Origin of the sequence: Bilifractor porci (assembly GCF_009696005.1) — a bacterium.
GTDB lineage: Bacteria > Bacillota > Clostridia > Lachnospirales > Lachnospiraceae > Bilifractor > Bilifractor porci.
This window is the reverse complement of record NZ_VUMV01000004.1, coordinates 250163-270011: the sequence shown is the minus strand read 5'-3', so window position 1 is coordinate 270011 and position 19849 is coordinate 250163. Positions and strand designations below refer to the sequence as shown.

Sequence of the window (19849 nt, the reverse complement as noted above, 5' to 3'; positions counted from 1 at the left end):
GTCCAGTCGCAATGGATTTGCCCGCGGGGAGTTTACTCACCGTAGGGCAAAGACAATAGCGACGACAACAAGAATGAGCATGAAGCCGTGAGAAACACGGCGGAAATGCGAATGCTTGTTAGCGATGCGGGAGTTGCAGAAGGCAACGGAGCAGCGCGGAGGACTTATACATGAACAAGAGGTCCAGTCGCAATGGATTTGCCCGCGGGGAGTTTACTCACCGTAGGGCAAAGACAATAGCGACGACAACAAGAATGAGCATGAAGCCGTGAGAAACACGGCGGAAATGCGAATGCTTGTTAGCGATGCGGGAGTTGCAGAAGGCAACGGAGCAGCGCGGAGGACTTATACATGAACAAGAGGTCCAGTCGCAATGGATTTGTCCGCGGGGAGTTTACTCACCGTAGGGCAAATCTATTAGCGGCGTGGAGGGTAAATGATTGCAGAAACAAAACCTGACCAGAAACCAGATCACCATGGAATATATCGGGGATTTTGTAGAAAACAGGATCGGGGAGCGGATCGAGAAACGCTATGAGGCACCTGTCTTGGAAGGCATGCCGGAAAAGCAGGTCTGGTACCGGATCCCGATTCCGGAAGGACTCTCCGGAGACGGGTCGGGCTACCATATCTATCTGAAAAAGGCGGAGAGCAGCCACCTGTGTGTGTTCCTTTCCGGCGGAGGGGTTGCCTGGAACGAGTATACGGCTGCCCGCCCGGTTACCGGAGCGAAGGTTGCGGCCGGACTTCCGAATTATTACTGGAATAACCTTCGTCCCTTTACGCAGATTATGAATATTAACACAGGGATTACGGAACTGGGAAATCCGAGGAACCCGTTTGAGCATTGGAATATTGTGGTTATCACCTACGCTACCGGCGATTTCCACGTGGGGGAAGCGGATTTTCCCTATACGGCGGAGGACGGATCGCAGCAGGTCCTGCATTTTCACGGACATATCAATTTTCAGAAAGCCATGAAGGTGGGGAAAAGTTTCTTCCCGGATCCGGATAAAATCCTGATCGCGGGAGACAGTGCGGGTGCCTTTGCGGTTCCGGCAGTGACAAATGAAATATTGGAAGATTATTATCCGGAATGCAGGGACGTCACGCTTCTTTCGGACAGTGCCCAGCTGCTTTACCGGCGATGGAGAAGGACGGCGAGAGAAGTATGGGGTGCCCCGGAGAGCGTCTGGGAACCTCTGCATTCTTCCAACATTACGGTTGACTGGTACAGAAATCTCCATCAGATCTGGGGAGACCGGCTGCGCTATCTGTATGCGGGATCTCCGAGAGACTATCTTCTCAGCTCCTATTACAATGATGTCGCAAACAAATCCTATACGACAAATCACGAGATTCAGGAGATCTACTTCCGGCAGATGAGGCAGATGCTGAAAGAGCTGAAGGAAATTACGGACAGATTCGGCTTCTTCGTTTACAATTTCAGGAATCTCCGGATGATGCTGGGCGGGACGGTCCATACCATTGTGCGGCACCGGAATTTTTATTTCCGCACCAGGGCCGGAGTGTCTATGGCGGAATGGCTGGGGGATGCTGTGAACGGAAAAATCCGGGATATCGGGATGGAATTTCTGGACGTGCTGCCCTGAAAGAAAAATCCGGGGCTTTCTGACATTTCGCTGTCATGGTATGATAAAGAGCGTTTGAAACAGGCTGTATTCAGAAACCGAGCATGGCTCATGGGAGGAAACTTATGGGAAACCCGAAAGTGGGAGACGGTATACGGATTGCCGCGGGAGTGTATCTGATCTATCTGGCATATCAGATTTTGAAGGATGGGATTATCGGAGGCGAAATGACCGGGAAAAGTTATGCCGCGGGCATCATTTTCTCAATCCTGTTTATTGTCGGAGGAGCCGGGATTGCCGTCTTTTCGGTACGTCATTTAATGAAACTCCGGAAAGAGGAGGAGCAGCAGAAGGCGCTTCAGGACACAGCGGCAGAGGGAGCCGCGAACCCCGGGGAAACGGAGGAAACATCCGAAGCATCGGAAGAAGCGGAAGCGCAGGAGAGTGCAGGGGAGATTCCGGAGGAGATAAATCAGGATCAGCCGGCCCCGGATATCGAAGTGCCTGCGGAAAAGACGGAGGAACCGGATTAACAATTCCGAAAAATAGAAGATAAATTTTCTTAATACAAGATGTCGGACTGCATTATGTAAAACAGTACAACATCTTGTATTTTTTTGGAAAAATCCCCGTAAACGCAGTATTTATGCAGAAAATCAGCCTTTGCAATTCTGAAAAAACCGACTATAATTAGGATTACGTTTTTGAAGGGTGAATTGCTTTTACGATATCAAAAACAGTAAAATGAGGGTGTAATGATATGAGTAATGCAATTCAGGAGTATATTACTTACTTGCACGATTTCCGAAAAATTTCTCATAATACCGAGGTTTCCTATAAAAGAGATCTGAAAAAAGCAGCGGAATATTTTGAAGAACAGAATGTACCGGATATTACCAAGGCCACAGAGACAAACCTGAATTCCTATCTTCTTTATCTGGAGAGAGATCATATGTCTCCGGCTACGGTTTCCAGAAATATTGCTTCGCTTCGTTCCTTTTATCAGTATCTGCTCCGCGTGCACAGGATAGAGGACGATCCTTCGGTATCCCTGAAGAGTCCGAAAGTGGAAAAAAAGGTTCCGGAAATCCTGACTGTGGAGGAGGTCCAGAAGTTGCTGGAGCAGCCGAATATCCAGACGGATAAGGGAATCCGCGATGAGACGATGCTTCTGCTTCTGTATTCGACAGGAATCCGGGTGAGTGAGCTGGTCAATCTGAAGGTAGAAGACCTGAATCTTGAGGTGGGATATCTGACCTGCAGAGAGAACGGGAAGGAAAGAACCATCCCCCTGTCGGCGGAGACAGAGGAGAAAATACGGACGTATATTGAGTCGGCGAGAACCCGGCTGTTAAAAGGAAGGGACAGTGAGTATCTGTTCTCTAATTGCTCCGGCAGTCCGATGAGCCGTCAGGGATTCTGGAAAATACTGAAAAGCTATTCTGCCGCCGCAGGCATCACCAAGGATATCACGCCGCATACCTTACGGCATTCTTTTGCCGCCCATATGCTGAAAAACGGGGCGGATATCCGCAACGTACAGAAAATGATGGGACACGCGGACATTGCGACGACACAGATGTATATGCGGTTGATGTAAAGGGGAAGTCCGGAGCCGGTCCGCCGTTTCAGCGGTCCCGGACCGGAAAAACGAAACACGGAACCACAGAAAAACTGAAAGAGAAAGCTCCCGATCGGTATCTCCGGGCAAGGCCCGGGGATTGATGCCGCTTCGGGAGCTTTTTTCTGTTTTTGTTTCACGTAGAGCTTATATTTTGATGCCGGCCCATCGGCCGTGGCAGGACGCGGACATGGTTCAGCCGGCTGTCAGTGGACTGGGCGCCATCCGGCCGTGGCAGAACGCCGACATGAACCGGCCGGTTGTCGGTGGATTGGGCGCCTGTCCGGCACGCCGGAATAGGAAACACAAAGGCGAGAGACCCGAAAAGCTCCAGGGTTTCAGGCCAGTTCCGCGATTTCGTCAATCAGTTTTTCCGAATCCTCCCAGCCCAGGCAGGGATCCGTGATGGATTTGCCGTAGACATGGGTTCCGGAACCTATTTTCTGGCTTCCTTCCACAAGATAGCTTTCGATCATGAGTCCCTTGACCAGATCGTGGACGCGGGGATCGTAGATACGGCTGTGCATGATCTCTCTCGCAATGCGGGGCTGCTGATTAAACTGTTTGTCGGAATTGGAATGATTGGTGTCTACAATGGCGGCAGGATTGGCCAGTGTAGTTTCGCTGTATTTTGCCAGAAGCAGCTCCAGATCTTCATAGTGATAGTTCGGGATGTTATTTCCGTGTTTGTTTGTCGCGCCGCGCAGGACCGCGTGCGCCAGAGGATTTCCGGTTGTCCGGTATTCCGAGCTCCGGTAGATAAAGGTGTGCGAGTGCTGTGCGGCAATAATGGAGTTAATCATCACCGAGAGGTCCCCGCTGGTGGGGTTTTTCATTCCGGCAGGGATGTCAAGGCCGGATACGGTCAGCCGGTGCTGCTGGTTTTCCACGGACCGCGCGCCGATTGCCACATAGGACAGGAAGTCCGACACATAGCTCCAGTTCGCGGGGTACAGCATCTCATCGGCGGAGGTCAGCCCGGAGGCCTCTATGGCGTGGATGTGCATTTTGCGCATGGCAATTAGTCCGGCCTCCAGATCCGGCTTTCCCTCCGGATCCGGCTGATGAACAATTCCCTTGTAGCCCATGCCGGTGGTACGGGGCTTGTTGGTGTAAATACGCGGAATCAGGATCAGTTTGTCACGCACTTTTTCCTGGACTTTGGCAAGCCTTGTCACATAATCCAGGACAGCATCCTCGTTGTCTGCCGAACAGGGACCGATGATGACCAGAAATTTATCGGATTCCCCGGTAAATACCTTCCGGATCATGGCGTCCCGCTCTTCTTTTGCCTTCCGCACGGATTCCGGAACCGGAACCAGTGCCTTCATCTGTTCCGGTGAAGGAAGCGCCTTTATAAACTGAAAACTCATTTCTATACCTCTCGGAGAATGTTTCTATACGCTGTTTATGGATTAAGCGTTCACATCATAAACTATTTCTTTCTTTTCGTCCAGTCTTGCCGTGCGGTAAAAAAGGAGGAAATACGTGCGTTCTTCCCCTCCAGGGAGTACAATAAGCCTGTACAGGAGGAAAGAAGATGATATTAGCCATAGATGTCGGAAATACCAAAATCGTCTTTGGAATTCTGGATGAAAAGAACATTCATTTTTCCTGCCGGCTCGCCACAGACCGGTATAAGACCAGTGATGAGTACCTGGTGGTTCTCAAAAGCCTTCTGGAAGTGCACCATGTAGAGCCTTCACAGATCGAGGGGAGCATTCTCTCGTCCGTCGTTCCCGCACTGAAAAAAACCATGGCGGACGCGGCGGAGGCGCTTACGGGGAAACACTGCATGATTGTCGGGCCGGGATTGAAAAACGGCCTGAAAATCCGGATTGACAATCCGGCGCAGCTGGGAAGCGACCGCGTGGCAGACGCGGTCGGGGCGCTGGCGGAATACCGGAAGCCGATCCTGATTTTTGATATGGGTACGGCGACTACCTTTTCGGTTATTGACAAGCAGGGAGAATACCGGGGCGGCATGATTGTGCCCGGGGCGGTGATCGGGCTGGACGCCCTTGCCTCCATGACTTCGCAGCTTCCGCAGATCAGCCTGACGGAAAAGCCATCCGGACTGATCGGGACGAATACGGTGGATTCGATGAGAAGCGGACTGATTTACGGCAATGCCGCCATGCTGGACGGAATGGTGGAGCGGGTCAGGGACGAGCTTGGGGAGATGCCTACTGTGGTGGCAACGGGAGAATTTTCCTCCCTGATTATCCCGTACTGCCGGCAGAGCGTCCGGCTGGACCAGAACCTTCTTCTGAAGGGACTGCGTATCATTTATCTTCGGAACCGGAGGGACGGCAGGAATGAGTAGAGGAGACGGAAAGAAGAAAAGCCCCGGCAGCGTCCTGCTTACGATAGGCATTGTGGCCTGCCTGGCGGTTATGGCATATGCCGGATACCGGCTGGTTACAACCCTCTATGCCTATCGACAGGGAGAAAAGGAATACAGCCGGATTGCGGACGCGTATACAACGGATACGGGGGACGATGCAGCCGCAGGGGGAGAAACCCCTTCAGGGTCCGGGGCAGATTCCGGGGAGGGAGGTTCCGCGGAAGCAGACGCTGCGCCTGTGCCGCCCATCCAGGTGGATTTTGACGCGCTGAAAAAGGTGAACGGGGATGTCGTCGGATGGCTGTATATTCCTGCCCTGGACATCAGCTACCCGATTATGCAGGGAGAGGATGACGATTATTATCTGCACCGCACGACAGAGAGAACCTACAATTTTTCCGGCTCGATTTTTATGGAGGCAGAAAACAGCGGGGATTTTACGGACCCGAATACAATCATTTACGGGCACAACATGAAAAACGGTTCAATGTTCGGAACACTTTCCCACCTTCTCACAAAGGGAAAATACAAGGAGGACTCCACCTTCTGGATTCTCACGCCGGAGAAGAATCTCCGATACCGGATGTTCAGCCTTCACGAGACGGATGCGGTGAGCAGTGTTTATACGCTGTTTGAGGGGACAGACCAGACCTTTGTGGACTGGGCGGGCCAGATGAAGGCGCAGTCCCAGGTGGATCTGGGAGAACAGGGCTTTTCTGTGGACAGCAGAATCGTCACGCTTTCCACCTGTACGGCGGACAGTGTTTCCCGCTTTGTGGTACAGGCGGTACAGATGCAGACGTAAAAACGACAGAGAAAATTTCGGGGAAAGGATGGTGCTGACATGGAAGAAAAAATTCAGGAGCTTCAGAAAATCGTAGATGAACACCACAGCATTGTATTTTTTGGCGGGGCAGGAGTGTCCACGGAGAGCGGTATTCCGGATTTCCGCAGTGTGGACGGCCTCTATCACCAGAAATACGCATGGCCGCCGGAGACCATTCTGAGCCATACCTTTTTTGTGAAGCACACAGAGGAATTTTATCGTTTTTACCGGGATAAAATGCTGGTGCTGGACGCACAGCCGAATGCCGCCCACAAAAAGCTGGCGGAGATGGAGGCGGCCGGAAAACTGAAAGCGGTTGTGACGCAGAATATTGACGGCCTCCATCAGAAGGCAGGCAGCAGGACGGTGTACGAGCTGCACGGGAGCGTGCACAGAAATTACTGTACCAGGTGCGGGGCTTTTTATGACGCGGAATTCATGAAAAAATCAGAGGGGGTTCCTCACTGCGCCAAATGCGGCGGCGTGATTAAGCCGGATGTCGTGCTGTACGAGGAGGGGCTGGACCAGAACACCATCGAAGGGGCGGTCCGCGCGATTGAACACGCGGATGTGCTGATTGTCGGAGGAACCTCGCTGGTGGTTTACCCGGCGGCAGGACTTGTCCAGTATTTCCGCGGAGACCGGATTGTGCTGATTAATAAAGGCTCCACGAGCATGGACCGGACGGCGGATCTTCTGATTCAGGAGCCGATCGGACAGGTGCTCGGCCAGATACAGGTGCGGGGATAAAGGCATGGGCGTACACAGAGAGTATACGGTGGGAGATTATGTGAAGCTGAAAAAGCCGCATCCCTGCGGGAGCCAGACCTGGGAGATCCTTCGGACGGGAGCGGATTTCCGGCTCCGGTGCACAGGGTGCGGCCACCAGATCATGGTGCCCCGGAAGCTGGTGGAAAAAAACACGAGGGAAGTAATTCACCGGAATCCGGAAGATGATACAATTTCTGAAGGATGAGGATTGGACTGTGTAAAAACCTGTGGTATTATTTGTGATATGAGCCTGGTCATAATACACGAGGCACCCGGCAGGCTTGTTTTTGTGCTTCTGACGCGTTAAAACGTCAGTGTAAGAAAGAAATCCTGCAGAGATGAGGAGGAAGAAACGATGAAGGCTTTTTTTAAAGAATTCAAGAAATTTATTACACGGGGAAATGTCATGGACATGGCAGTCGGCATTATTATCGGCGGAGCGTTTACAGCTATTGTAAACTCTCTGGTGGATAATATCATCATGCCGCTGATCTCCGCCATTTTCGGGGGGACGAATTTCGATTCCTGGAATGTCACGCTGCGCGGGAGCGGGGAAAGCGCGGTCGTCCTGGGTCTGGGAACCTTTCTGGCGGCCGTCGTCAATTTCCTGCTGATCGCGCTTGTCCTGTTCTGCGTTCTGAAGGCGCTGAACAAGGCATCGGAGATGAGGGATAAGCTGCTGCATAAGGAAGTGGCAGAGGAAGCTCCCAAGACAAAGATCTGTCCTTACTGCAAGTCTGAAATTCCGGTAGACGCAACCCGATGCCCGCACTGCACCTCTGTACTGGAGGAAGCGGCAAAGAGCTGAGGCGTTTTCCGGGCAATGAAAGCAGGCCGAAGGAAGAAGGACAAAGGAAACGCCGTCCGCGCCTGAAAAAGCCGGCTTTTGCGGAGATGGGGGAACAGGCTCCTCTGTCTTCCTAAAAATTAATGTATTTATTCAGCATCCCGGATTCGGAACGCTTTGCGTTCCTTGTTGTGGGCGCTCAGGGCGGTTTTGCCGCTTGTCCGCCCCTCAGAAAACTTCCGAAATCGTCCGGTGAGCAAGCTCTCCGTCCGGATTTCATCAGTTTCCTGGGGCGCTGAATAATTACAAATAAATTTTCAAAAGGAGGGGCCGGTAAGAAGCCGGCAAAAGGAGATGGAGAAATATTTCAAACTGAAGGAGCACGGCACAAACGTGCGCACCGAGGTCATTGCGGGTCTGACAACATTCCTGACGATGGCCTACATCCTGGCTGTCAATCCGAACATTCTGGGAACAGTCATGGACAAGAGCGGTGTATTTGTCGCAACAGCACTGGCATCCGCAATCGCGACATTCATCATGGGTCTGTGGGCGAATTATCCGATCGCTCTTTCCGCGGGCCTGGGCCTGAATGCGTATTTTGCCTATACGGTCTGCCTGGGAGAGCTTGGCGGAGAGGCCGATGCGTTTACCATCTGCCTGACGGCTGTATTTGTAGAGGGTATTATTTTTATTATCCTCTCCTTGTTTAAGGTCAGGGAACAGATTATCAACGGAATTCCGATGAATCTGAAAAACGGGATTTCCGCCGGTATCGGCCTGTTTGTCGCTTTTATCGGCATGCAGGGAGCCGGCATTATTATCAAAAATGATTCCACGCTTGTCTCCCTCGGAGATTTCGCGAAGCCGCAGGTTGCCCTTGCGCTGATCGGATTCGTGATTATCCTGGTTCTGGAGCATTATCATGTCAAGGGTTCTGTCCTGATCGGCATTCTTGCGACCTGGTTCCTTGGCATGCTGGCGCAGCTCGGCGGCTGGTATGTGGTCGATGTGGAAAACGGGGTTTACAGCCTGTTCCCGGATTTCTCCCAGGGACTTCAGCTTGGGGGCATTGCAAACACCGCCTTCAAATTTAACTTCGCGTGGGCCGGCAAGCATCTGATCCAGTTTATCGCGATTATGTTCAGCTTCCTCTATGTGGATCTGTTTGATACGGTCGGAACTGTTGTCGGCGTTGCGGACAAGGCGAGACTGCTGGACAAGGAAGGAAAGCTTCCCCGTGTCGGCCGCGTCCTGATGTCTGACGCTATCGGTACAGTTGCAGGTGCCTGCCTGGGAACATCCACGATCACATCCTTTGTAGAATCCAGCGCGGGTGTGGCGGCCGGAGGACGGACAGGACTGACGGCAGTCGTTACCGGTTTCATGTTCCTGGTATCCCTGGTGCTGTCACCGATCTTCCTCGCCATTCCGAGCTTTGCGACGGCGCCTGCGCTGATCTATGTCGGCATGCTGATGGTTTCCTCCGCGAAGAAAATTGAGTTTGACGGGGATATCGCAGATACCGCAGCGGCTTACATGGCGCTGGTTATGATGCCTCTTGCGTATTCCATCGCAACCGGTATCATGTTCGGAATTATTGTGTGGGTGATTCTGAAGGTGTTCGAGAAGAAAACGAAGGACATCAGCCCGGTGATGTGGGTGGTATTCGTGCTGTTCTGTCTGAGAATTGTTTCCCTGGTCACCCACTTCTCGTAAGAGAGGCGGCTGACCGTCTGAAAAACTAAAATGGCATACAAGACCCGGCAGGCATTCTGCCGGGTCTTTTCGTCCCCTGGTGAATATATTCCGGCGGCCGGCGCGGGCAGCCGGCATTTTCATGAAATATTTCCATGAGAAGTTTTTCACGTTTTTATGGACTTTTTCATGCGTGCAGCCCCAGTCTTGTCATTCCGGCCGGGAGGCCTTATAATGGGTTTTGTGTATTATTACCATGGAAACCGGAAAACGGACCGGATTATTAGGAATTTTGCTTGAATAAGAATCCGGCCTTACACTGAGGGGGACAGAATGAAAAAGAAGGCTTTGACAAGTATCCTCTGCCTGCTGGCATCTGCATCCATGCTGGCCGGCTGCAGCAACCCGAATGAAATTACCGCGGATTCCACGACGGCTCTCGGAACCGTGACAGAAACACCGGCGCCGACGCAGGAGGCGTCAACGGAGACACCGACTCCGGAACCGACGCAGGAGGCGGTAACGGAAACACCGACTCCGGAACCGACACAGGATCCGTACGCGCTGCCGGAAGGACAGATGTACAGCTACCTTACCGGCGAACCGGTCAGCACAGAGGAGGGAATGAAAAAGCCCTACTGTGTGATGATTAACAACCTTCAGCCGGCTGTTCCGCAGTCCGGAATCAGTCAGGCAGATGTCATCTACGAAGCGATGGTGGAAGGAACGATCACGAGGATGATGGCGGTTTTCCAGGATCCGGCGGGAATTGAGAAAATCGGCCCCTGCAGGAGCGCGAGGCATTATTTCGTTGACTTCAATTATGATATGGACGGCATTTACTGTCATTTCGGCGGAAGCCCCTTTGCGTTTACCCGTTTTCAGGAGGACGGCCTGACAACCATCAACGGAACTGCCTACGACGGGAGCGGGGCTTTCTTCCGGACCAGCGACAGGGAGGCGCCGCACAACGCCTATGCCTCCGGGGACGGCCTGATCTCCATAGCTTCCGGCCTGGGATTAAGCACCACACACCGGGACGGCTACACGGGTATCTTTTCCTTTAATTATGAGGATACACCTCTGGAGGACGGGGACGGCGTGACAGAGGCATCCAGGGTAAATATCCCCTTCAGCTGGAACATGCCGTATTTTGAGTATAACGCGGATGACGGCTTGTACTACCGTTTTGAATACGACGCCCCGCAGGTGGATCAGGAGAACGGCCAGCAGCTGGCCTTCAAAAATGTCATTGTCGAGTATGTCGAGCAGGGAGTGATTTCAGAAAAGGGACACCTGGATCTTCTGCTTTATAATGTCGGAGAGGGTCTCTACATCACCGACGGAAAGGCCAAAAATATCACCTGGGTGAAACAGGGAAGGGATCAGACCACTTATTTTACAGACAGCAGCGGAAATACCCAGAAGATCAATCCCGGAAAGACAATGATTATCTATGTGCCCGCGGGAAGCACGGTGACATTCGGAGACGAGCAGCCGGTGATCGGACCGGTTTCCACGGCAGGCTATATTCCACAGCCGGGCACGGATCAGAGCAGCTACGGCTACGGGGAGAGCGCCGAAGAGGCCGGAGATTCATAAAAAAAGAGCAAAGAAAGGAAGCCGTTTCTGCCGGTGCCGGCAGAAGCGGCTTCTTCTCGTCCTTGAGATTTTACTCTTTCTGAGAGATAATGGGGGTACAGTGCGCGAGAGCAGAAGGAGGCAGTCGGAACGTATGAAAGCAATCGTTTGTGTAGATAAGAACTGGGCGATCGGAGCAGATGGGAAGCCGCTGGTCAGTATTCCCGCCGATCTCCGCTGGTTCCGGGAGAAAACCATGGGCCACGTGGTGGTCATGGGAAGAAAAACCTGGGATTCTCTTCCGAACGGCCGTGCGCTGGACGGGCGGACCAATATCGTTCTATCCAGGCAGAAGGATTTTCAGGCGAAGGGAGCCGTTGTTGTCCACAGCAGGGATGAACTGCTGGAGGAACTGAAAAAATATGACCTGGACGATATTTTTATTATCGGGGGTTCCCAGATTTACACACTTATGGTGCCTTACTGTGATACACTCTATGTGACAAAGGTCAATTATGCCTACCAGGCAGATACCTGGTTTACTAATCTGGACCTGGTGCCGGAGTGGAAGCTGGTGGAAGAAAGCGAGGAGCAGACCTGCTTCAACATCGAGTACACATTCCGGACGTACGAAAGAAAATATCACATGGCGAGGCCGGTATAACAGTCCGGAGGAATGGAAAACCGGAACGGCAGCACTTCAGCCGGCAGCGGCCGGGTTCCGCGGGAGGTAAGAAAAGTGAAGACAAAGACAGTGAAAATCGGAAACCGGGTGATAGGCGGCGGAAACCCGGTCCTGATACAGTCCATGACAAATACGAAGACGGAGGATGCGGCGGCGACTGCCGCGCAGATTCAGGCACTTACAGCCGCAGGCTGCGATATTGTCCGCTGCGCGGTTCCCACAAAGGAGGCTGCAGAGGCGCTGACGGAGATCAAAAAGCAGATTTCCATCCCCCTTGTGGCGGACATTCATTTTGACTATAAGCTTGCGCTGGCGGCTGTCGCGCACGGGGCGGATAAAATCCGCATCAATCCCGGGAATATCGGGAGCGAAGACAGGGTGCGGGCGGTGGTAGATGCCTGCAGGGAGAGAAACCTGCCGATCCGGGTGGGGGTAAACAGCGGATCGCTGGAAAAAGACATCCTGGAAAAGTACGGGGGTGTTACCGCGGAAGGCCTGGTGGAAAGCGCGCTGCATCAGGCAGCGGTCATTGAGGATATGGGATATGACAACCTGGTCATCAGCATCAAATCCTCGGATGTCCCCATGTGCGTCAGGGCGCACGAGCTGATTGCGGACAGGACTGATCATCCGCTTCATGTGGGAATCACGGAGGCGGGAACGCTTTATTCCGGAACCATCAAGTCCGCAGTCGGGCTGGGAATTATCCTTCATGAAGGAATCGGGGATACGATCCGGGTTTCCCTGACCGGCGACCCGCTGGAAGAGGTGAAGGCGGCAAAGCGGATTCTGAAGACGCTCGGACTCCGGAAGGGGGGCGTGGAGGTGGTTTCCTGCCCGACCTGCGGAAGAACACAGATCGACCTGATTTCTCTGGCAAATCAGGTGGAGGATATGGTGCAGGATATTCCCTTGGACATCAAGGTGGCCGTGATGGGCTGCGTTGTCAACGGACCCGGGGAGGCAAGAGAGGCGGACATCGGAATTGCAGGAGGGAAGGGCGAAGGCCTCCTTATCAAAAACGGGGAGATTGTCCGCAAAATACCGGAGGACCGGCTTCTTGCCGTGCTGCGGGAAGAGCTGGAGCATATGCTTTCCGAAAAATAAAGGGAGGCTGGCGCATCCGTCCTGCCCGCGGTGAGGGAAGCCTGCAGTTTACTGCCGGCGGTGCCGGCACAGAAAGGCCTATGGAATTCGTACAGGAAGAAAAACATATTGAAGACGTGTTTCCGAATCTGGAGCTGGAAGGAGAGGCGGAGGAATACCTACGCCTTGCCGTGGTGCGCAGAGTGGCGGTGGACCGGAAGCGGAATGTTCTCCTGATTTACATCAGCAGCCCGCAGTGGATACACAAAAAATACATCTATCAGCTGGAAGAGCAGGTCAAGCGCCAGCTTTTTTCGGATGTCAGCATCCTGGTAAAAGTCAGAGAGCATTTCCAGCTGTCCAGACAGTATACGCCGGAAAAGCTTATGGAAGTGTACCGTCCGAGCATCCAGCTGGAGCTGCAGAGGAAGGATGTCCTTCTTGCATATGCGTTCCGCACGGCAAAGATTACGTTTCCGGAAGAAGAGGAAATGGATCTGTCCCTGGAAGAAAACTGTCTGACCAGAGAAAAGGAGCAGGAGCTGCACGCCTGTCTGGAAAAGATTTTCACAGAGCGGTGCAGCCTTCCGGTTAAGGTGGAAGTCAGCTATTACGAGGTTCGGGACCATCGGCGCCTCCTGTCCGGAGAGCGGCAGATGCAGGCGCAGGCCCGGCATATTTTCGCCAGTTCCCGGCATGGGCGGGGAGAGGCTGCGGGCGGCCTTCCTCCGGCCGCGGAGGCAGTGCGGGAAAAAGCAGGAGAAGGGGCGGAAAAGGCCGCTTCCGGAAGCTCTGCCTTGCGTACCGGGCGGGCAGAAAGCGGCGGGCTCCGTCCCGGCAGGGGGAAGTGGAGCGGCCGGCGCAGGGCGCAGGGCGCGTATCAGAATGTCTTTCATCCGCCGGGGAAGCCGGAAGTCATTTTCGGGCGGGATTTTGAGGAGGATTCCATTGATATCGCCTCCATCGACGAGACGGTGACGGATGCCGTGATCCGCGGAGAGATTATTGCCAGCGAGGTTCGGGAGCTGAGAAATGAAAAGGCGCTTGCCATATTCGCCGTGACCGACGATACCGACACCATCAATGTCAAGCTCTTCCTCCTGCAGTCGCAGAAAAAGGAGGCGGAAGAAGCTCTCTCCAGGGGAACCTTTGTCCGTGTGAAGGGGCGGGTGCAGATGGATAACTGGGAGCACGAGCTGACCATGTCCGGCGTCCAGGGAATCCTTAAGTCCTCGGATTTCCGCCAGGGAAGGTACGATAACGCCGCGGTGAAGAGAGTGGAGCTGCACTGTCATACAAAGATGAGTGACATGGACGGGATCACGGACGCCTCGAAGCTGGTGAAACAGGCGTACCGGTGGGGGATGCCGGCCATTGCCATTACGGATCATGGCGTGGTGCAGGCGTTTCCGGAGGCAAATCATACCATGGAGGATATTGACGACGCCTATCGGAAAAAATATCAGACGGAGCATCCGGATGTCCCGAAGGAGGAACTGAAAAAGATTTCGGCCCCGTTCAAGGTGATTTACGGGATGGAGGCATATCTGGTTGACGACCTGAAGGGAATCGCGACGGACAGCCGCGGCCAGAGCCTGGATGATCCCTATGTGGTGTTCGATATCGAGACTACGGGACTGTCCAATCTGACCTGTAAAATCATTGAGATCGGAGCGGTAAGGGTGGAAAACGGGAAAATCACAGACAGGTTTTCCACATTTGTCAATCCGCAGGAGCCCATTCCCTACAGGATCGAGGAGCTGACCTCCATCAACGACGAGATGGTGCTGGACGCGCCGACGATCGACCGCGTGCTGCCGGAATTTCTGGAATTCTGCCGGGGCGCGGTCATGGTTGCGCACAACGCGGATTTTGATATGGGCTTTATCATCAAGGCCTGCCGGGACCAGGGACTTCCCAGGCCGGAAACCTATGTGGATACTGTTGCCATGGCGCAGCTGCTTCTGCCGAATCTGTCCCGCTTCAAGCTGGATACGGTCGCGAAGGCTGTCGGTGTGTCCCTGGATCATCACCACCGGGCGGTGGATGACGCTGCCTGCACGGCGGAAATTTTTGTGAAGTTTGTGCAGATGCTGAAGGAGATGCATGTCTCCGATCTGGACGAGTTAAACGAGAGAGGACGGCTGAACGAGGGCGCTGTCCGGAAACTGAAAAGCAGCCACGCGATCATCCTCGCCAAAAACGAGACCGGGCGGGTGAATCTGTACCGCTGTGTCTCGGAGTCTCATCTGAAATATTTCAACCGGAACGCGAAGCTTCCCAAGAGCTTTCTGCAGGCGCACCGGGAGGGGCTGATTGTGGGATCTGCCTGCTGTGCGGGAGAGCTCTATCAGGCGCTCCTGCGGGGGGCGCCGGCGGAGGAAATCGCCAGAATCGTCAGTTTCTATGATTACCTGGAGATCCAGCCGCTGGGAAACAACGCGTTTATGCTGGAGGATGAAAAGATTCCGGCGGTTCAGACCGTGGAGGACCTGCAGGAGTTTAATAAAAAAATCCTGAAGCTTGGGAAACAGTTCCGAAAACCGGTGGTTGCCACCTGCGACGTCCATTTTATGAATCCGGAGGATGAAATTTACCGCCGTATTATCATGAAAGGAAAAAAGTTTGAGGACGCGGATCAGCAGGCACCGCTTTTTCTCCGGACAACGGAGGAAATGCTGAAGGAATTTGATTATCTGGGGGAGGACGCCGCCCGCGAGGTGGTGATCGACAATCCCCGGAAAATCTGCGATTCCGTTGAGAAGATCAGTCCCATCCGGGCGGGAAAATTCCCGCCGGTGATCGAGAATTCGGATAAAATGCTCCGGGAGATCTGCAACCGGAAGGCTCACGAGATTTACGGGGAACAGCTTCCGGATGTCGTGGAGGAGCGCTTGGACAGGGAGCTGAATTCCATTATCGGCAATGGCTATGCGGTGATGTACATCATTGCCCAGAAGCTGGTGTGGAAGTGCAACGAGGACGGCTATCTGGTTGGGTCTCGCGGCTCTGTCGGATCTTCCTTTGCGGCCACCATGGCGGGAATTACCGAGGTAAATCCGCTGCCGCCCCATTATCTCTGCGAGTATGACAAACATGTGGAGTTTGATACGCCGGATGTGGAAAAATACCGGAAAATGGGTATGTCCGGCTGCGATATGCCGGATAAGAACTGCCCGGTGTGCGGCAGAAAAATGCAGAAGCTCGGTTTTAATATTCCTTTTGAGACCTTCCTCGGCTTCAAGGGGAACAAGGAGCCGGATATCGACCTGAATTTTTCGGGAGAGTATCAGACGAAGGCGCACAAGTATACAGAGGTTATTTTCGGCGCCGGACAGACCTTTAAGGCGGGAACGATCGGCACGCTGGCGGACAAGACCGCTTTCGGATTTGTAAAAAATTATTATGAAGAAAAGGGGATTCATAAGCGCGGCTGCGAAATAGACAGGATTGTGCAGGGCTGCACGGGAATCCGGCGGACCACCGGCCAGCATCCGGGCGGCATTGTCGTTCTTCCGGTGGGGGAGGATATCAACTCCTTTACCCCGGTGCAGCATCCGGCGGACGACCCTGACAGCGATATTATCAGCACGCATTTTGACTATCACTCCATTGACTCCAACCTGCTGAAGCTGGATATCCTGGGACACGATGATCCGACCATGATCCGGATGCTGGAGGATCTGACAGATGTGGACGCGACGAAGATCCCGCTGGATGAGCCGAAGGTGATGAGCCTGTTTCAGAACACGGATGCCCTGGACATCCGGCCGGAGGATATCCGCGGCACCAGCCTGGGGTGTCTGGGGATTCCGGAATTTGGCACGGATTTTGCCATGCAGATGCTCCGTGATACCAAACCGCAGAACTTTACCGACCTCTGCCGCATTTCCGGACTGTCTCACGGGACGGATGTCTATCTGGGAAATGCGGAGACACTGATTAAGGAAGGAAAGTGCACCCTGGGAACGGCGATCTGCTGCCGGGATGACATCATGGTATATCTGATTAACCGTGGAATGGATTCCGAAGAGAGCTTTTCCATCATGGAGAAGGTGCGGAAGGGAATTGTGGCAAAGGGGGCGTGCAAGAACTGGCCGGAGTGGGTGAAGGACATGAAGGAGCACGGTGTGCCGGACTGGTACATCTGGTCCTGCCAGAAAATCAAGTACATGTTCCCCAAGGGACACGCGGTTGCCTACGTCATGATGGCCTACCGGATCGCCTGGTATAAGATTTACCGCCCGCTTGCCTACTACGCCGCGTTTTTCTCCATCCGGGCGAAGGCTTTTTCCTATGAAAAAATGTGCATGGGAAAGCAGAAGCTGGAGAGCCTGATGAATGACTACGAAAAACGGAGCGACGAGCTGTCCAATATGGAGCAGGACCAGTACCGGGACATGAGGATTGTGCAGGAGATGTACGCAAGGGGATTTGAGTTTATGCCCATCGACCTGTACCGGGCGCAGGCCCACCGTTTTCAGATCATCGACGGGAAGATCATGCCTTCCCTGGATGCCATTGAGGGACTTGGCGCTGTTGCGGCGGACACCATTGTGCTTGCGGCAAGGGACGGGGAATTTCTCTCCAAGGACGATTTCCGGAGGAGGGCGAAGGTCGGAAAGTCTATCTCGGATACACTTTCCAGACTGGGAATTCTGAAGGATCTTCCGGAGACAAACCAGATTTCTCTGTTTGATTTTGTGAAGGAAGCGTAACACGGTTCAGCGGTTTGACCCGGATGGACGGCGGAAGGAAGCCGGCCGTTACAGGGACAGGCCGGCAGCACCCCTGCGGTGCCGGCAGTACCGGCACCGCGGATTACAGGGATAAAACCGGGAGGAAACTATGAAGGAACAGGATATGGAGCTGCGGTACCTGCAGCGGCTTGCGGAGCTTTATCCGACGATTGCGGAGGCTTCCACGGAGATTATCAATCTGTCGTCTATTCTGAATCTTCCGAAGGGGACGGAGCATTTTCTTACAGATGTGCACGGGGAGTACGAGGCGTTTACCCATGTGCTGAAAAACGGCTCCGGATCGGTGAAGAAAAAGATTGACGAGGTTTTCGGGAGAACGCTCTCGGAGGCGGATAAAAACTCCCTGGCCACACTCATCTATTATCCGGGCGAGAAGATGAACCTGATCCGGAAATCGGAAAAGGATATCGACGACTGGTACAAGATCACTCTTTACCGTCTGATTGAGGTGTGCAAGAGGGCTTCCTCCAAGTATACCAGATCCAAGGTCCGCAAGGCTCTTCCGAAGGACTTTGCCTATGTGATCGAGGAGCTGATCACGGAAAAACCGGAGGTTCTGGACAAGGAGGCCTATTACAATTCGATTGTCGATACCATTATCGAGATCGGCAGCGCGGAGCCGTTTATCACGGCCCTCTGCTATCTGATCCAGACTATGGTCGTGGACCATCTTCATATTCTGGGGGATATCTACGACAGGGGACCCAGTCCGGATAAAATTGTGGACAGGCTGATGCGCTACCATTCCGTGGACATTACCTGGGGCAACCATGACATTGTCTGGATGGGCGCCGCGGCAGGTTCTCCTGCCTGTATTGCCACGGTCATACGTTTTTCGGCCCGTTACGGCAATCTGGACATTCTGGAGGACGGGTACGGCATCAATATGCTGCCGCTGGCGACCTTTGCGCTGAAAACCTATAAGGACGACCCCTGTGAGCTTTTCCGGGTAAAATCGGGCGGCGCGGACCAGTACCGGGTGGAGGAGGTGGATCTGAACATGCGGATCCACAAGGCCATCACGATTATCCAGTTCAAGCTGGAGGGACAGCTGATCAGGAAGCGGAAAACGTTCAACATGGAAAACCGTCTCCTTCTGGATAAGATTGATTACGAAAAGGGAGAGATCGAACTGGACGGAAAAAGGTACCGCCTTCTGGACACCAATTTCCCGACGATTGATCCGAAGGATCCGTACCGGCTTACGGCGGAAGAGCGGGAGGTCATGGAACGTCTGCAGTCGGCGTTTCTGCAGTGCGAGCGCCTGCAGTCGCACATGAGCTTTCTCCTGAACAAGGGAAACCTGTACAAGATCTACAATAACAACCTGCTGTACCACGGCTGCCTGCCTCTGGACGAGAACGGACAGTTCCAGAAGGTCAACGTGTACGGGAAGAAATACTCCGGGAAGGCTCTGTACGACGAGCTGGAAAAATATGTCCGCAAGGCCTTCTTTGCGGTGGACAGGACGGAAAAGGAAAAGGGAAGGGACATTCTCTGGTGGATCTGGAGCAGCCCGCAGTCCCCGCTGTTCGGAAAAGACAAGATGGCTACTTTTGAGAGATATTTTCTGAAGGAGCCGGAGACCCACGTAGAGAGAAAGAATCCGTATTACCGCCTCCTGGACAACGAGGAGGTCATGAACCATGTCCTGGCGGAGTTCGGCCTCGGTGAAGACGCGCACATTGTGAACGGGCACGTCCCGGTCCGTCAGAGAGACGGCGAAAGTCCCGTTAAATGCGGAGGAAAGGTGCTGATTATAGACGGAGGCTTTTCCCGCGCCTACCAGTCCAGCACGGGGATTGCCGGCTATACGCTGATTTACAATTCCTACGGCATGATGCTGGTCGCCCATAAGCCATTTACCTCCACCGAGGACGCCATCCGGAACGAGACGGATATCCATTCGGACCGGATTATGGTGACGATGGCGCCGCACCGCCTTCATGTTGCGGACACGGACAACGGAAGAGAGCTGCAGAGCCGGATCGGGGAACTGAAGGAGCTGCTTGCCGCTTACCGGAGCGGCCTGATTATCGAGCGGCCCAGGGTGAAATAACAGGCTTTGCGGCGCAGGAGGCGCCTGGGAAGTCCG

15 protein-coding genes are annotated in these 19849 nt (G+C 53.7%); 14 read left to right on the top strand and 1 reads right to left on the bottom strand.

Annotation, left to right across the window (positions count from 1 at the left end):
- Positions 1-440 precede the first annotated feature (440 nt).
- The 3 genes from FYJ60_RS07705 (at position 441) to xerA (ending at position 3192) form a co-directional block, all read left to right on the top strand.
- On the top strand, positions 441-1613 hold the full coding sequence (locus tag FYJ60_RS07705) for a pectin acetylesterase-family hydrolase (RefSeq protein ID WP_154458085.1): 1173 nt from the start codon (positions 441-443) through the stop codon (positions 1611-1613).
- Between the two features lie 104 nt (positions 1614-1717).
- Positions 1718-2125, top strand: coding sequence for a hypothetical protein (locus FYJ60_RS07700; RefSeq protein ID WP_154458084.1), 408 nt, complete (start codon positions 1718-1720; stop codon positions 2123-2125).
- 227 nt (positions 2126-2352) lie between these two features.
- Positions 2353-3192, top strand: a complete 840-nt coding sequence (gene xerA, locus FYJ60_RS07695; protein WP_154458083.1) for a site-specific tyrosine recombinase/integron integrase — start codon at positions 2353-2355, stop codon at positions 3190-3192.
- Between the two features lie 359 nt (positions 3193-3551).
- On the opposite strand, the gene FYJ60_RS07690 is transcribed toward xerA, so the two are convergent.
- Positions 3552-4586 carry a 3-deoxy-7-phosphoheptulonate synthase gene (locus tag FYJ60_RS07690; RefSeq protein WP_154458082.1) on the bottom strand — a complete coding sequence of 345 codons (1035 nt, stop codon included), beginning with the start codon at positions 4584-4586 and terminating at the stop codon, positions 3552-3554.
- Positions 4587-4753: 167 nt separating this feature from the next.
- Here FYJ60_RS07690 and FYJ60_RS07685 point away from each other — a divergent pair, with 167 nt between their 5' ends.
- From FYJ60_RS07685 to FYJ60_RS07635, 11 genes are all read left to right on the top strand, one after another.
- Complete coding sequence (locus FYJ60_RS07685; RefSeq protein ID WP_154458081.1) at positions 4754-5539, top strand: type III pantothenate kinase; 786 nt, start codon at positions 4754-4756, stop codon at positions 5537-5539.
- Positions 5532-6365 carry a class B sortase gene (locus FYJ60_RS07680; protein ID WP_154458080.1) on the top strand — a complete coding sequence of 278 codons (834 nt, stop codon included), beginning with the start codon at positions 5532-5534 and terminating at the stop codon, positions 6363-6365. Before FYJ60_RS07685 ends, FYJ60_RS07680 begins: the two co-directional genes overlap by 8 nt.
- Before the next feature lie 39 nt (positions 6366-6404).
- On the top strand, positions 6405-7136 hold the full coding sequence (locus tag FYJ60_RS07675) for an NAD-dependent protein deacylase (protein ID WP_154458079.1): 732 nt from the start codon (positions 6405-6407) through the stop codon (positions 7134-7136).
- A 4-nt stretch (positions 7137-7140) separates the two neighbouring features.
- Entirely contained in the window at positions 7141-7362 is a 222-nt protein-coding gene (locus FYJ60_RS07670; RefSeq protein ID WP_154458078.1) for a DUF951 domain-containing protein, read from the top strand.
- A gap of 150 nt (positions 7363-7512) precedes the next feature.
- A complete protein-coding gene (mscL, locus tag FYJ60_RS07665; protein ID WP_154458077.1) occupies positions 7513-7965 on the top strand; it encodes a large conductance mechanosensitive channel protein MscL in 453 nt (150 codons plus the stop codon).
- A 333-nt stretch (positions 7966-8298) separates the two neighbouring features.
- Positions 8299-9663, top strand: a complete 1365-nt coding sequence (locus tag FYJ60_RS07660) for an NCS2 family permease (protein ID WP_154458076.1) — start codon at positions 8299-8301, stop codon at positions 9661-9663.
- Positions 9664-9975: 312 nt separating this feature from the next.
- Complete coding sequence (locus FYJ60_RS07655) at positions 9976-11244, top strand: DUF3048 domain-containing protein (RefSeq protein WP_154458075.1); 1269 nt, start codon at positions 9976-9978, stop codon at positions 11242-11244.
- Positions 11245-11377: 133 nt separating this feature from the next.
- Positions 11378-11887: a dihydrofolate reductase gene (locus tag FYJ60_RS07650; RefSeq protein WP_154458074.1), complete on the top strand. Its 510-nt coding sequence runs from the start codon at positions 11378-11380 to the stop codon at positions 11885-11887.
- Positions 11888-11899: 12 nt separating this feature from the next.
- Entirely contained in the window at positions 11900-13015 is a 1116-nt protein-coding gene (gene ispG, locus FYJ60_RS07645; protein ID WP_154458073.1) for a flavodoxin-dependent (E)-4-hydroxy-3-methylbut-2-enyl-diphosphate synthase, read from the top strand.
- 80 nt (positions 13016-13095) lie between these two features.
- Positions 13096-17712: a PolC-type DNA polymerase III gene (locus FYJ60_RS07640; RefSeq protein WP_154458072.1), complete on the top strand. Its 4617-nt coding sequence runs from the start codon at positions 13096-13098 to the stop codon at positions 17710-17712.
- Between the two features lie 130 nt (positions 17713-17842).
- Complete coding sequence (locus tag FYJ60_RS07635) at positions 17843-19813, top strand: fructose-1,6-bisphosphatase (RefSeq protein WP_154458071.1); 1971 nt, start codon at positions 17843-17845, stop codon at positions 19811-19813.
- Positions 19814-19849: the final 36 nt, after the last annotated feature.